General features: G+C 60.8%; 11 protein-coding genes. 5 read left to right on the forward strand and 6 right to left on the reverse strand.

Going from position 1 to position 14631, the window contains the following annotated elements:
* The first annotated feature begins 141 nt into the window (after positions 1-141).
* Both KBY02_RS13195 and KBY02_RS13200 read left to right on the forward strand, forming a co-directional pair.
* Positions 142-1350: an acetyl-CoA C-acyltransferase gene (locus KBY02_RS13195; RefSeq protein WP_058821918.1), complete on the forward strand. Its 1209-nt coding sequence runs from the start codon at positions 142-144 to the stop codon at positions 1348-1350.
* A 90-nt stretch (positions 1351-1440) separates the two neighbouring features.
* Positions 1441-2214 carry an enoyl-CoA hydratase gene (locus KBY02_RS13200; RefSeq protein WP_024651156.1) on the forward strand — a complete coding sequence of 258 codons (774 nt, stop codon included), beginning with the start codon at positions 1441-1443 and terminating at the stop codon, positions 2212-2214.
* On the opposite strand, the gene KBY02_RS13205 is transcribed toward KBY02_RS13200, so the two are convergent.
* On the reverse strand, positions 2154-3776 hold the full coding sequence (locus KBY02_RS13205; protein ID WP_225650562.1) for a type VI secretion system Vgr family protein: 1623 nt from the start codon (positions 3774-3776) through the stop codon (positions 2154-2156). The genes KBY02_RS13200 and KBY02_RS13205 overlap by 61 nt on opposite strands.
* 326 nt (positions 3777-4102) lie before the next feature.
* On the opposite strand from KBY02_RS13205, the gene KBY02_RS13210 reads away from it, so the two are divergent.
* Entirely contained in the window at positions 4103-4807 is a 705-nt protein-coding gene (locus KBY02_RS13210; RefSeq protein ID WP_003364547.1) for a YebC/PmpR family DNA-binding transcriptional regulator, read from the forward strand.
* A 20-nt stretch (positions 4808-4827) separates the two neighbouring features.
* Here the strand turns inward: KBY02_RS13210 and KBY02_RS13215 are convergent, their stop codons facing one another.
* Positions 4828-6132: a leucine-rich repeat-containing protein kinase family protein gene (locus KBY02_RS13215; RefSeq protein WP_024651155.1), complete on the reverse strand. Its 1305-nt coding sequence runs from the start codon at positions 6130-6132 to the stop codon at positions 4828-4830.
* 78 nt (positions 6133-6210) lie between these two features.
* Complete coding sequence (locus tag KBY02_RS13220; protein WP_011268164.1) at positions 6211-6756, reverse strand: TetR/AcrR family transcriptional regulator; 546 nt, start codon at positions 6754-6756, stop codon at positions 6211-6213.
* A 106-nt stretch (positions 6757-6862) separates the two neighbouring features.
* Here KBY02_RS13220 and KBY02_RS13225 point away from each other — a divergent pair, with 106 nt between their 5' ends.
* Positions 6863-8092 (forward strand): MFS transporter, encoded by a 1230-nt coding sequence (locus tag KBY02_RS13225; protein ID WP_225650563.1) that lies wholly within the window; start codon positions 6863-6865, stop codon positions 8090-8092.
* Positions 8093-8128: 36 nt separating this feature from the next.
* On the opposite strand, the gene KBY02_RS13230 is transcribed toward KBY02_RS13225, so the two are convergent.
* The 3 genes from KBY02_RS13230 to KBY02_RS13240 form a co-directional block, all read right to left on the reverse strand.
* Positions 8129-9265 carry a M14-type cytosolic carboxypeptidase gene (locus KBY02_RS13230; protein WP_011268162.1) on the reverse strand — a complete coding sequence of 379 codons (1137 nt, stop codon included), beginning with the start codon at positions 9263-9265 and terminating at the stop codon, positions 8129-8131.
* A gap of 100 nt (positions 9266-9365) precedes the next feature.
* On the reverse strand, positions 9366-9917 hold the full coding sequence (locus KBY02_RS13235) for a DUF4880 domain-containing protein (protein WP_011268161.1): 552 nt from the start codon (positions 9915-9917) through the stop codon (positions 9366-9368).
* Positions 9918-10414: 497 nt separating this feature from the next.
* On the reverse strand, positions 10415-10882 hold the full coding sequence (locus KBY02_RS13240; RefSeq protein ID WP_002553253.1) for an Lrp/AsnC family transcriptional regulator: 468 nt from the start codon (positions 10880-10882) through the stop codon (positions 10415-10417).
* Between the two features lie 172 nt (positions 10883-11054).
* On the opposite strand from KBY02_RS13240, the gene KBY02_RS13245 reads away from it, so the two are divergent.
* Complete coding sequence (locus KBY02_RS13245; RefSeq protein WP_096134852.1) at positions 11055-14537, forward strand: indolepyruvate ferredoxin oxidoreductase family protein; 3483 nt, start codon at positions 11055-11057, stop codon at positions 14535-14537.
* Positions 14538-14631 lie beyond the last annotated feature (94 nt).

The following is a 14631-nucleotide window of genomic DNA, read 5'->3' on the forward strand; positions in this document are numbered from 1 at the left end:
GAGAGATTCGCCGCGTCGGGCACGATGCCGGGATAGCGGCTAATCTGCCTGCCTCAACCATTGCGTCTGCAAGGCAGCAGGTTGATGATTCCCCCGTACCTTTAGAAAACCGTACCTATAAAAACAAGACTGGAGATAGCCATGTCCATCGAAAGGACACCCCCTCATCAAGACCCCGTGGTCATTGTCAGTGCCGTGCGCACGCCCATGGGTGGTTTTCAGGGCGATCTGCAGAGCCTCAGTGCCACCGCGCTGGGATCGATCGCCATCCGTGCCGCTGTCGAGCGGGCAGGCATCGAGCCTGCAGACGTGGAGCATGTGCTGTTTGGTTGTGTGCTGCCGGCAGGTCTGGGCCAGGCACCCGCTCGGCAGGCGGCGCTGGGTGCCGGGCTCAGCCATGCGACGCTGTGCAGCACGGTCAACAAGATGTGCGGTTCCGGCATGCAGAGCGCAATCATGGCCCATGACCTGTTGCTGGCAGACAGTACTGCGGTGGTGGTGGCTGGCGGCATGGAGAGCATGTCCAATGCGCCTTACCTGCTGGACCGCGCGCGCAGCGGTTATCGCATGGGGCACGGCAAGGTGCTCGATCACATGTTTCTCGACGGCCTCGAGGATGCCTATGAGCCAGGACGGCTGATGGGCACCTTCGCCGAGGACTGCGCCGGGCTCAACGGTTTCACTCGCGAGGCGCAGGATGCGTTTGCCCTGGCCTCACTGGCTCGCGCGCAAAAGGCCATTGCCGAAGGCCATTTCGACGCCGAGATCGTGCCGGTGCAAGTCACCGTGGGCAAGGAGTCGAGGCAAATCACCCACGATGAGCAGCCCCCCAAGGCGCGTCCCGACAAGATACCCACGCTCAAACCCGCTTTTCGCGAGGGCGGCACGGTCACCGCGGCCAACTCCAGTTCTATCTCCGACGGCGCAGCAGCGCTGCTGTTGATGCGTCAGTCCGAGGCTCAAAGGCGTGGCCTGCGGCCTCTGGCGGTGTTTCATGCGCATGCGGCATTTGCCGACGAGCCGGGCCTGTTTCCAACAGCGCCGATAGGCGCCATTCAGCGCCTTTTGGGCAAGACAGGCTGGAGCCTGGATGATGTGGATCTGTTCGAGATCAATGAGGCGTTTGCGGTGGTGCCACTGGTGGCAATGCGCGAGCTGGGCATCCCGAACGATAAAGTCAATGTCAATGGCGGTGCCTGCGCGCTTGGTCATCCGATCGGCGCCTCGGGTGCGCGGATCATCGTGACGCTGCTGGCGGCCTTGCAGCATCGACAACTCAAGCGTGGCCTGGCGGCGATCTGCATCGGCGGCGGTGAAGCTACTGCGATAGCTATCGAGTTGTTGAATTAGCCTTGTTAATCAATGGCTTGATCTAATAATTGAATGTTGAATCTATAAAAAGCTGCTGATTGTGTAATTAAATAAAAAGGATATTTATCAATGCTTTACGAGACTATTCTCATTGAGATTATAGGTGGTGTGGGCCTGGTCAGACTTAACCGGCCCGATGCGTTGAACGCCTTGAATGCGCGTCTGATCAACGAATTGAACCATGCGCTCGATCAGTTCGAGGCGGACAGTGCGATCGGCTGCATCGTGCTGACCGGCTCGGAAAAAGCCTTCGCCGCTGGTGCGGACATCAAGGAAATGGTCGACCTGTCCTACCCGCAGATCTACCTCGATGACCTGTTTCGTGACAGCGACCGGGTCGCGGCCCGACGCAAACCCCTGGTGGCTGCGGTGGCCGGTTTTGCCTTGGGTGGCGGCTGTGAACTGGCATTGATGTGCGATTTCATTCTGGCTGCCGAGAACGCCAGGTTTGGACAGCCCGAGATCAATCTCGGCGTGTTGCCGGGGATGGGCGGAACGCAGCGTCTGACCCGCGCAGTCGGCAAGGCCAAGGCCATGGAGATGTGCCTGACCGGCCGATTGATCGATGCTCACGAGGCCGAGCGCGCCGGTCTGGTGGCCCGCGTGCTGCCGCTCGATCAGTTGCTGCCGGAAGCGCTTGCAGTGGCAGCGGTCATCGCCAGTAAATCCCTGCCAGTGGCGATGATGGTCAAAGAGAGCGTCAACCGCGCGTTCGAGGTGAGCCTGGCCGAAGGCATCCGCTTCGAGCGCCGGGTTTTTCACGCCGCCTTCGCCAGCCAGGATCAGAAGGAGGGCATGCGCGCCTTCATCGACAAGCGCCAGCCCGATTTCAAGGACTGCTGATCTGCATGGGCAACGATCAGAATGCGTTGCGCGTCGACCTGCAACTCGGCGGTCCGCCCGCGCACTGTGAATCCGTCATGCGCGTTGATGTGCAGGCGCTGACCGTTCGCCAGTCGAACGCAGTCGGTGGGGTAAGCAGTCACTGCGTCCTGCCCCGGATTCGCTAACAGTGCCGCGCAGATCACGGGGCGTTCGGGATGATTGTCGAGGTAGCAGACCCGCACACGTGTACCCGCCGGTAGCCGATGAATCTCCGGGCAGGCGACTTTTGCCACCGGCCAACGTTGTGCGGGTTCGTCTTCCGGGCCTTGAGCTTGCCAGTCGAAGCGGATTGAACGATATCCGGGTGGGTCCGGTTGGTTGTCGTTGCGCTGCAAGGTGGCGAAATGCTCACCGGTGACAATGGGTCGAGGGTGGCTGATCGACGGGCGAAACGGCGTTGCCCAGGGTATTACCCTGAAGCTGTTGCAGTAACCGTTGCCTTGCAGTTGTTCAGCCTCGGGTGACGAACGTTGCGCTTCGACGAGGATGCGCAGGATTGCCAGCGCATCATGAGCGGCGGCGCCCTTCAGCACCTGTAACTGCCTGCCTGCGTGAACAACTTCGGTCAGCAACCACTGATCATTAAGCAATGGCTCCGGGTGATCGAGCACCTGAATGACTTCACCACACTGCAAGGCGGTGTCGATGCTTTGTCCTCTGACATCACTCCGTTCGCAACGCAGGCGCTCCAGTCCGCGACTGCCACGCTGCCGACTCAGTGCCTCCCGGGGACTGATCGCTCCACGTAAGCCTGGCGGTTGAAAGGCATGATTGGCCGCGATCGTCAGAGGGTGTGCATCGTGCGGCGAAGAAGGTGCGTGCGCAGGTTGCGGGTGGTCGGCGGGTTGTCTTGAAAACTGCGGAAACCCCAGTCGCTCGGCCAGGTGTAACAGCGTCTCTCTAGGCACGTCTGACGCTTGCGGGCGCTTGAAACGCACCGGCAATGGCTGCGCCGGAAAGCTGGCAGGGTCGTCCGAGAACACCAGCCGGTGGCCGCTCCGGCGATGCTCGAAGCGGAAATGCATGCCTTCTTCCTCGCACAGGCGCTGCAACAGGTGCAGATCGCTTTCGTCGTACTGGATATGCAGCGGCCTGGCAGGATAAAGACCGTTCACGTGCTCGAAGCGGTAAGCGTTCGTTTCGATACCGTGTGCTTCAAGCAACCGCACGATCAGTTGAGGAATCGCACGGTCCTGATAGGTGCGGCGTTGTCGGTGTTGCGCCAGCCGCTGCAGATCAGGCGCCAGAATCAGATGGTAAAGGCTCACGCGATTCCCCCTGTGCAGCCGGGCCGCATGCTCGATACGGCCATGCCTGCCGCCGCCAGATTCGCCGAAGCTTAAAAACGCTTCGCGATGCAGCAGGCTGCGCACATCCAGCTGCGGGTGGCTGCCGATCATCCAGAGGTCGAAGCGATATGTTTCGTTGAGGGCTTCATGGCCGGCGAAGTTGATGATATGCAGATCCGGCTGGCAGTCGGTGATCGCCAGCATGAAGGGCACTTGCAGGTCCTTGCGCATCTGCGGGGCTCTCTAGCTTCAAAAACGGGGCCGCGCAGGTTACGGAATAAGGAGGCGCAAAAGCATTGCTGCAAGGTTTTTCGGAAAGAGCCTACAAGCGGTGACAGAAAGAAGATGATTGCCGTTGGCCGGATTGGCAGCCATCCTGGCGAGTTCATAAGGCCAATCTGTCTGTCGGGGGTTTCATCTGCCGTGATCGCGTATAAAATGCGCCGCGCCGGACAGGGTATTTGCCGGTGACCCTTTTTCAGCGCCTTGCCAGCGCCGCGTTCTGTCAGTCATGCAGGCGCAGGCGGCGAGGTGCCTAGCGAATCAAGAGAGCAGACATGGGCGCACAGTGGAAGGTCAAGCATAAAGAAGCGGCAGCCAATGCCAAGGGACGTACGTTTGGCAAGCTGTCCAAGGAGATCATGATCGCAGCTCGCGCTGGCGCAGACCCGGACATGAACTCGCGTCTGCGGTTGGTGGTCGAGCAGGCCAAGAAGGCCTCGATGCCGCGCGAGACCCTGGAGCGTGCCATCAAGAAGGGCGCAGGCCTGCTGGGTGAGAGCGTCAACTTCGAGCGTCTGACCTACGAAGGTTTTGCGCCACACCGCGTGCCGGTGATCGTCGAGTGCCTAACCGACAACATCAACCGGACGGTCTCGGAAATTCGCGTGCTGTTCCGCAAGGGCCAGTTGGGCGCTGCGGGTTCGGTTTCGTGGGACTTTTTGTATCAGGGCATGATCGAAGCTGTTCCTGCAGCAGCGGATGCCGACCCGGAGCTGGCGGCAATCGAGGCCGGCGCTCAGGATTTCGAGCCAGGTGAAGAGGGCGCGACGCTGTTCCTCACCGAATCCACCGACATGGACGCGGTCTGCAAGGCGCTCCCGGAGTTCGGTTTCACCGTCCAGTCCGCGCAACTGGGCTATCGCCCGAAAAGCACCGTGGACGGCCTGACCGATGAGCAGATGGCCGAAGTCGAAGCGTTTCTCGAAGCCATCGACAACCACGATGACGTGCAGAACGTGTACGTGGGCCTGGCAGGTTGATCACTGCGCAATGGAGCGCTTTACGCGCTCCATGTTTTTATCTGTAGAAGAACCTCTGCCAGCGACGGTCGTTGCTGGCAATCAGGCTGCACGCAACTCGCCTGCAGCGCCTGTAGACCCGCCATGACGTTCTGATCCTGCGGATCTGCCTCGCAACGCTCCAGCAATTCCCCCAGCAAGATACCGAATGCCCGCGTTTCGATGCGCTCCAGCGCCTCACCCAGCCCGGCTGACGGGTGAAAGGACGCCGCGCCGAAGTCGCTGAGCAGGCAATGGCCATCCTCCTGCACAAGAATGTTGTGACCATAAAGGTCGCCATGCGTGATCCCGCGGGCGTGCAGGTGCGCGGTGACCGATGCGATGCCTTCAGCGAGGCGCAGCAGCACCGGCAGGGAAAAGCGCGTATCGCTGGCGTAAACATCGCGGCTACAGGATTCCAGGCTCGGCGGCCCGGCCAGATTGCCGAAATCAGGGGCTATCAGCGCCATGACCAGGCCGCGCTGCTGCTCGGGATGTCCGCTGATCTGTCCAAGCACCTCGATCAGCTGTGCGTGGCGGCCTGCTGCGATGCACGCGGCCATTTCATTGAGTGGCGAGCCATCGCTGGTGACCGCGCCCTTGTACAGCTTGACCGCTGCCATGCGCTCAGCGCCGGCGTCGTGCCAGACCGCCTGCTGAATGATCCCCGACGCACCTTCGCCCAGGCGCTGGTGAAGGCTCAGGTGTTGCCAGGGGATTTCCCGGATCGGCGCGTTGGGACGTTCGGCGCACAGCGGGTTGTCGGCGAAGGCGAGCCATGCCAGCGCAGGCAGGCTCAGCAGCCAGTCCGGCAACTCGGTCAGGCGATTGGCGGCAATGCGGATCAGTTCCAGCCTGTGACACTGCGCGAGGGTCGCGGGCAGGGTGCGCAAGCGGTTGCCGGCGAGCATCAGCTTTTGCAGGTTTGGGCGGCGGCCCAATTCGTCGGGCAGCAACTCGATGCGGTTATCGGTGAGGATCAGCCAGCGCAGGCGCGGCGGCAGTGCCGCGGCGCTGACCTGCTCTATGCGGTTGGCCTTGAGGCCGACAATCTGCAACTGCGGGCATTGGCCAATGCTTTCCGGCAGGTGTGTAAAGGCGTTGTCTGATGCGAACAGCACGCGCAGGCGGGTCAGGCGACCCAGGTCGTCAGGCAGCGAGGTCAGCCTGTTGCTGCTGAGGTTCAAGACTTCCAGCGTGTCGGCCAGGTCGAAGATTTCGACCGGGAATTCGCTCAGGCCACAGGAGAGGTCAAGCCGTTTGATGCCTGCCAGCTTGCCGGCGCGTAGGTCTGCGAGGGTATGCATGAATAGGTTCGGTCATTGATGTCGGACGAGGCGCGCATGATAACGGGAGTTGCCGCCGCTGACTCCCTGCAAAGCGGCTCAGCTCAGGCAGCGGTCGACCCATTGACGCACGCGTTCGGGCGCAGGTGCCGATTCGGCATACAGAATCCGGTAAATCATCGGCGCAACGACGGCATCGATCATGTCGTCGGCACTGGGAGAAACCTCGCCGCGAGCGATGGCACGATCGATCATGACCTGCAGCTGCTCGCGAACCATTGCCGCGCACTTGCCGACACAGCCGGAGGTGCTGGCGGCGACATCGCGCATCAATGCCCGGCCAGGTGCCGAGGACATTTCGTCCAGATACATTTCACTCCAGGTCAGCAGGTCCTGATGCAGGCTGCCCTGATCGATCGGCACGTCAGGGCGCAGACGCTCCAGGGCAGCGTCCGCCAGCAACGTGGTCAGATCACCCCAGCGGCGATAAATAGTCGACGGCGTGACGCCTGCGCGGGTCGCGATCATCGGCACGCTGAGTGCTGACCGATCGTGTTCCTGCAACAAATCGCGGACCGCGCGGTGAATGGATTCCTGCACCCGGGCACTGCGGCCTCCGGTGCGAACTGCTTCTTTGATAGCCATACGGCGGACCTTAACACAAAGTATTTGCTTTAAGCGCTATCACGTCGCACACTCCGCAAAAGCTAATTTATGGCTTTAACAGATTGCATTGGCGGAGAGCGTATCCATGTCCCTTTCTTCAAACGATTCGACGTCGCCAGACGTGAAGTCTGACGGTCGGGCACGAAACCATCTCGGGTTTCTGGCGTTTACCACGTTATGCTTTTTCGCTGCGTCCAGCACGCCCACGCCGCTTTATCACCTGTATCAGGAGGCATGGGGATTCTCTGCGGGCGTGCTTACCCTGATTTTTGCAGTATATGCATTCAGCCTGCTGGCTGCCTTGCTGATGGGCGGATCGCTGTCTGACTATCTGGGACGGCGCCCGGTGATTTTCGGTGCCTTGCTGCTGCAAAGCGTCTCGATGCTGCTGTTCATTCTGGCCAGTGATGTCAGCTGGCTGGTGGCCGCGCGCCTGCTGCAGGGTTTTGCAACGGGGCTGGCGGCCAGCGCACTGGGCGCAGCCTTGCTGGACAGTGATTCGGTCAAAGGACCGTTGATCAACAGTATTTCGCCGATGCTCGGCATGGCCGTTGGCGCTCTGGGCACGGCACTGCTGGCGCAGTTCGCGCCGTTGCCGCTGATGCTCGGTTACTGCTTGCTGCTGGCCGCATTCCTGAGTCAGGCCCTGTACCTGGGACGCGTCGAGGAAACCGTCAGTCGCCAGCCCGGTGTCTGGCAATCCCTCAAGCCCTCGTTGCATGTTCCGCAGCAGGCACGGCACATGCTATGGCTGGTCCTGCCGGTGGACATCGCCGCGTGGGCGCTGGGCGGCTTCTTTCTGTCGTTGAGCCCGTCCTTGCTGGTGGCGGCGACCGGCTCCACCTCACCGCTCAATGGCGGCCTGGCGGTTGCGGCGCTGACTCTAAGCGGCGCTGCGGCGATTCTGACGCTGCGTCAGCGTGAGCCGGTGCTCGGCTTATGGGTTGGCGCGAGCTTTCTGCCGTTGGGTGTTGCGGTGGTCCTGCTTTCGATCAACCTCGGTTTGCTGTGGTTGTTTTTCGTCGGTGCAGTGGTTGCAGGTGTGGGTTTCGGATCGAGCTTTCTGGGCGCGCTGCGCATGCTCATGCCACTGGCGCATGCCCACGAGCGGGGCGGGCTGATGTCGGCTTTTCTGGTGCTCAGTTACCTGGCCTTCTGCATACCGGCACTGGTCGCCGGATTCTTTGCCCGCTCGGCAGGGCTGGTGATGACCAGCAATGTCTACGGGGCAGTGGTGATCACGCTGGCGCTGATCGCGCTGGCCAGTCTGATCGTACGCCGTGCGGCCAGCGCAAACAAAAATGCCCACGCGTAGGTGGGCATTTCGGTTTGCCTGAAGACAGCAGAGCCCTTAGCGAAGCTCTTTTACCATCTCGGACAGCACGGTCAGTATGTCCCCGGCCAGTTGCGCGGAACGCTTGCCTGACCAGCCGGTGACCGGGTCTGGCGCGTTGTCGTGATCCTTGAAGGGCATTTCCAGGGTCAGTGACAGGCACTTGTAGCGTTCGCCCACAGCATTGGCGGCCAGGTTCATGTTGGCCTGACCGGGTGCGCCGCGTGGGTAGCCATGAGCCGTCTGGAAGTTGTCGCTGACCTCGCACAGGCGGCTGCGAAAGCGCTCTTCAAGCTGGCGTTGCTGTGCGGTATACCCCGGATTGCCTTCGCAGGCCGCGGTGAATACGTAGGGGATTTCTTCGTCACCGTGCACGTCGAGGAACATGTCCACGCCGTATTTTTCCATCTGCTGCCTGACGAAGGACACTTCCGGGCTCAGCGCTTCGGTACTGTCCTGCCAGGCACGGTTAAGGTCCTTGCCGCTGGCGTTGGTGCGCAAGTGGCCATGAAAGGCCCCGTCCGGGTTGACGTTCGGCACCAGGTACAGGTCTGCCTCGGCCAGCAATTGCTGCAGCGCGGCGTCATCCTTTTGCTGGAGGCGTTCGATCACGCCCTCCATGAACCATTCGGCCATGTGTTCGCCAGGGTGCTGCTGGGCAATCATCCAGATCTTGCGTTTGCCTTCGGCACCGTCACCTTTGCGCAGCAGCTGAATATCCCGGCCCTCGACGCTTTTGCCGACAGCCAGCAACTGTGTACCGGCTTTTTCCTGCGCCTGTTCGATCAGCCAGTCATGGCGTTCACGGCTGTAGGGTTCGAAGTACGCAAACCAGACCTGCGGTTGCTCCGCGGCCAGGCTGAAATTCAGCGCCTTGCCGTCGAAATCCGACGCGACACGAAACCAGTTCTGATGGTCGTAGGACGCCACGGCGTTGTAGCCGCTCCAGGCACTGTTGAAAGTGGATTGGCTGGCATTGGTGAGGCTGAAGCCGTAGGTCTGGCCGACGTTCAGGCCGTCTGCCTTGAAATGAAACCACTGGAAATGCGCGCTTTGCGTGTCGGGCCGAATCGCCAGCCTGATATGCGCCGGGTCGCTTGCGTCGAGAACCTGAATGTTGCCGCTGTCGAAATCTGAACCGATAGTGAGAGTCAAGATAGGTGCCTGCTGCGTAGATGCCTTTTCAGGCCGCTACTGTACACCGATCGACATCGCGTCCTGCGACGTAAACTTCACTGCAACGGTCATCTGCGCGTCAGGAGATGGCCTCGGCGGTGACCATCAGGCTGCAGATGAAGGCGGTCAGCAGGCACCAGGCCAGATACACGCGGCGCTTGCGCCGATGCCAGCCGGATGCGCCGAGTAAAGAGGCGGGTGCCTGCAACTGACGCCACAGTCGCTCGCTGTTCTGGAAGGCCGAAAGGTGCGCGGCATCGGCGTCCAGCCAGTGACGAAACTCGATGCGTTCACTGGCGGTTGCCGCAGGGCTCTGCAAGTGCACATACCAGCGGCTGGCCTGATCCTGAATGGCGGCCTGAGTGGCAGCGCTTGTGGTGTCAGCCGCGCCAGGCACGTGGGCCTTGCCCAGCGCACGAAGCATCGCACGCTCTACCCGGGCAATATCGACGTTCATGAAGGCTGCAATGTCGGCATAGGCCTGGCCGTCGAGTCGGCTGAGCAGGAATATCTGCCGGGTCCGGCGCGAGAGCTTGCCCAGGCGGTGGCCGAGTTCGATGGCCTGCAGCGTGGGTTGCGGCTCGGGCAGGCGGGCGGGGAGGTGCAGTAGAGACGAGAGCTGATTACTCATGATGTATTGCTCGCTGGTCGTCCATGGGAATCTTCCTTGCGATGTCGGGTAGCGTCCGTGACAAGCGTAGACTAGTGAATACGAGAATCATTCTCAAGTGAAAAGTCCCAGCATTTACGTTTTATCTGCCGCATCCAGGCGTTTTTGCCCTAAAAGCATGGCCTTGATCGAGGCGCCTTTGCTATGATCCGCGTCATTGCAACACACCGCGCAATACCCAGACTTCATTAGCCTGAAGCAGCGAAACCATAAAGAAAGAACCAAAAAAAAGACCCGGCAAAAAGCCGGGTCAAAAACCGTGATTAGCCTGATGAGGAGATAATCTGGAAGCCGACCTAAGACTTCCGGGTTATCCAGCAGCGAGTCTCGCGACCCGCTGATGCAATAATAATCATTATCATTTGCAAGTCAAATGTTTTTATTGCCCTCATTGATACCGATAATCCGCCAGCGCTCGCTCGGCGGATTTTCTTTTCTCGATTCTCCCCCTATATCGTCTAGTCCAGCGGCAGCTCCGTGGTGCGCTTTACCGTGCTCATGGCGATGTTCGAGTGGGCCTCGTGGACGTGGGGCAATTGCAGCAAATGATCGCGCAGAAAGCGTTCGTAGCTGGCGATGTCCTGAGCCACAACCTTGAGCATGAAATCCATCCCCCCGGCCATCGTATAGCACTCCAGCACCTCGGGGTGGCCGATGATTGCCTCCTCGAACTCGGCCAGATAGCGGCGGCCATGGCCTGACAGCTTGACCTCGACGAACACCGTCATGCTCAGTCCCAGCTTCTGGGTACTGAGCAGGGCGACCGTGCGTTCGATCACCCCGTCTTCCTGAAGCCGGTGAATACGCCTCCAGCAGGGCGATTGCGACAGCTCGACCCGTTCGGCGATTTCCGCGGCCGACAGGCTGGCGTCATGTTGCAGCAGACGAAGAATCTTGCGATCGATGGGGCTCAATTTTGGCTGCATGAATTGACCTTGTTTTTTGTTCTGGTCGAAAAAAGCATGCTCAATATCAGCAGATTTGCGCGCATTTAGAAAGAAAAAGCCTCTTTGCTGCTGGCAGTCTAGTTGCAAGGCTGCCGGGCAGGACCGTCCCGGTGCAAATGACCTGACTTATAAGAACAAGAGAGGTATGCGCATGTCCCTGGCTGATATTCGTCTGGATGATAAATACCGGCTTGCCACCGGCAATCTGTACCTGACCGGCACACAGGCCCTGACCCGCCTGCCGATGCTGCAAAAGCAGCGCGATGAGGCGCAGGGCCTGAACACTGCCGGGTTCATCTCCGGCTACCGCGGTTCGCCGCTGGGTAATCTGGACAAGAGCCTTTGGGACGCCAAGGACTACCTGCGACAAAACGCCATCCATTTTCAGCCGGGCATCAACGAAGAACTGGCCGCCACGGCGGTCTGGGGCAGTCAACAGGTCAACCTGTTCCCGCATGGCAAGTACGATGGCGTGTTCGCCCTCTGGTACGGCAAGGGGCCGGGGGTAGACCGTTGCGGTGATGTGTTCAAGCACGGCAACTCAGCCGGTGTTGCCGCCAATGGCGGTGTGCTGATCCTGGCGGGCGACGACCACGGCTGCAAATCATCGACCATCGCCCATCAGAGCGAGCATGCGTTCATCGCCTCGATGATCCCCGTGCTCAACCCCAGTAATGTCCAGGAGATTCTCGACTACGGCATCATTGGCTGGGAGCTGTCGCGCTACAGCGGTTGCTGGGTGGCGATGAAGACCATTGCCGAGAACGTCGACTCTTCCGCGGTGGTCGAGGTCGATCCATTGCGGATCAAAACCCGTATCCCCGACGATTTCGACCTGCCCGAAGGCGGCTTGCACATCCGCTGGCCGGATCCGCCGCTGGCTCAGGAAGCGCGACTCAATACCTACAAGATCTACGCAGCCAGGGCCTTCGCCCGCGCCAACCAGCTCAACAAGGTGGTGATCGATTCTGCGCAACCGCGGCTGGGCATCATCACCACCGGCAAGTCCTATCTGGACGTGCGCCAGGCCCTCGAAGAGCTGGGTATCGATCAGGAGCTGTGCGAGAAGGTCGGGATTCGCGTGCTCAAGGTCGGCATGAGCTGGCCGCTGGAACCGGTATCGGTGCACGATTTTGCCGAAGGGCTGGACGAAATTCTGGTGGTCGAGGAAAAACGCAGTGTCATTGAAGACCAGTTGACCGGTCAGCTCTACAACTGGCCCGTGGAACGCCGGCCGGTGGTGGTCGGCGAGTTCGACGAGCAGGGCCGCTCACTGCTGCCGAACCTCAGCGAGCTGACTCCGGCGATGATTGCCAGGGTGATCGCCAAACGCCTCGCGCCGTTCTACAGCAGCCCGCAGATCGAAGCGCGCCTGCAGTTTCTCAGTGACAAGGAGCAAGCGCTGCAGGCGCCGCTGTTCAACACCCAGCGCACCCCGCATTTCTGCTCCGGCTGCCCGCACAACACCTCGACAAAGGTGCCGGAGGGCAGCCGCGCCCTGGCCGGGATCGGCTGCCATTACATGACCATCTGGATGGACCGCGAAACCGACACGTTTACCCAGATGGGCGGCGAGGGCGTGACCTGGATCGGTCAGGCGCCGTTCACCGAAACCCCACACGTTTTCCAGAACCTGGGCGACGGTACCTATTTTCACTCGGGGCACCTGGCGCTGCGTGCGGCGGTGGCCTCCAAGGTCAACATTACTTACAAGATTCTCTACAACGATGCGGTGGCCATGACCGGTGGCCAGCCGATCGACGGCGTGCTGCGCGTCGATCAACTGAGCCGTCAGGTGTTCAACGAAGGCGTGCTGCGCATCGCGCTGGTTTCCGACGAACCGGACAAGTACCCGAGTCGTGAGGACTTCGCGCCGATTACCACCTTTCATCATCGGCGCGATCTGGACAGCGTGCAGCGCGAGTTGCGCGAGTTCAAAGGCGTGTCGGTCATCATCTACGACCAGACCTGCGCCACTGAAAAGCGCCGCCGTCGCAAACGCGGCACCATGCCCGATCTGGAAAAGCGCGCGTTGATCAACCCGGCGGTGTGCGAGGGCTGCGGCGATTGCGGGGTCAAATCCGGGTGCCTGTCTGTGCTGCCCAAGGAAACCGCGCAGGGGCGCAAGCGCGAAATCGATCAGAGCGCCTGTAACAAGGATTTCAGTTGCGTCGAGGGTTTCTGCCCAAGCTTCGTCACCGTGCACGGCGGCAAACTGCGCAAGCCTGCGTTGCCCAAGCAGGTCGAGGCGTTCGCGCGTCTGCCGGAACCGGTATTGCCGTCGCTGGACAGGCCGTTCAATATTCTCCTGCCAGGTGTCGGCGGCACTGGGGTGACCACTGTCGGCGCGATGCTGGGTTATGCCGCGAATCTGGAGGGCAAGGGCTGCAGCGTGCTCGATCAGGCCGGTCTGGCACAGAAATTCGGCCCGGTGGTCAGCCATATCCGCATTGCCGCGCGCCAGGAGGATCTGTTTGCCGTGCGTATCGCCGCCGGTGAAGCGCACCTGCTGCTCGGCTGTGACTTGCTGGTGGCTGCCGGCCCGGACGCGATCGCCAAGCTCGACAGCAAGATTTCCCATGCGGTGGTCAACAGTCAGCAAACACCGACCGCCGAGTTCACGCGCAATCCGGATGCCGTGTTTCCGGCCGAAGCCATGAAGCAGACCATCATCGAGGCGGTCGGCGCGGCGAAGACCCACTTTGTCGAAGCTACATCGCTGGCCACCCGACTGATGGGCGACAGCATCGCCAGCAACCTGTTCATGCTCGGCTATGCGTTCCAGTTGGGCCTGATTCCATTGACCTCGGCGGCCATCGAGAAGGCCATCGAACTCAACGGCGTAGCGGTCAACCTGAATCAGCAGGCGTTTCTCTGGGGGCGTCGTACCGCGCATGATCCCGCCGCTGTGGAGGCCTTCGTCAATCCACAAGACAAGGTCAGCGAGCCGCAATCGATGGACCTTGATCAGCGTATCCAGAGTAACGTCGATACCTTGAAGCAGTATCAGAACGCTGCCTACGCCAAGCGCTATCTGGCGTTGGTGCAACGCGTGCGCGACAGCGAATCGCGGGCGTTTCCCGGTCAGCAGCCGACGCTGACCGAGGCGGTGGCCTTCAACTACTTCAAATTGCTGGCCTACAAGGACGAATACGAAGTGGCGCGGCTTTACAGCAACGGCGAGTTTACCCGCCAGTTGCAAGCGCAGTTCGAAGGCGACTATCGACTGGAGTTTCATCTGGCACCGTCGTGGCTGGCCAAGCGCGATCCGCACAACGGGTTACCGCGCAAACGCAGCTTTGGCCCGTGGATGCTGCGCGCTTTCGATGTGCTGGCGAGATTCAAATTCCTCCGTGGCACGGCGCTCGATCCGTTCGGTCACAGCCTCGAACGTCAGCAGGAGAGGGCGCTGATTGACCGCTATGTCGGCGATGTCGAGCTGATCCTGCAGCACCTTCAGGCGCAGAATCGCCACACCGCCTTGAGTCTGGCACGCTTGCCGGAACGCATTCGCGGCTATGGTTACATCAAGGAAAGCGCCATGAAGGCGGCTGCCGTGCAGGCCGATATTCTGCGCAAGAGCCTGGAAAGCGGCGAAGTGGCCGCGCCGAAGCTGTATGAGGCGGCTGCCTGAGGAGGGCAATACCGATCAGCGTGCCAGCCCAGCGTTGGCACGCTTTTCATCACACCATGCGTCGCCGCTTATTGCTGCGATCATCATGGCGGTA

This window comes from Pseudomonas sp. P129 (assembly GCF_020312195.1).
Taxonomy (GTDB): domain Bacteria; phylum Pseudomonadota; class Gammaproteobacteria; order Pseudomonadales; family Pseudomonadaceae; genus Aquipseudomonas; species Aquipseudomonas fragariae.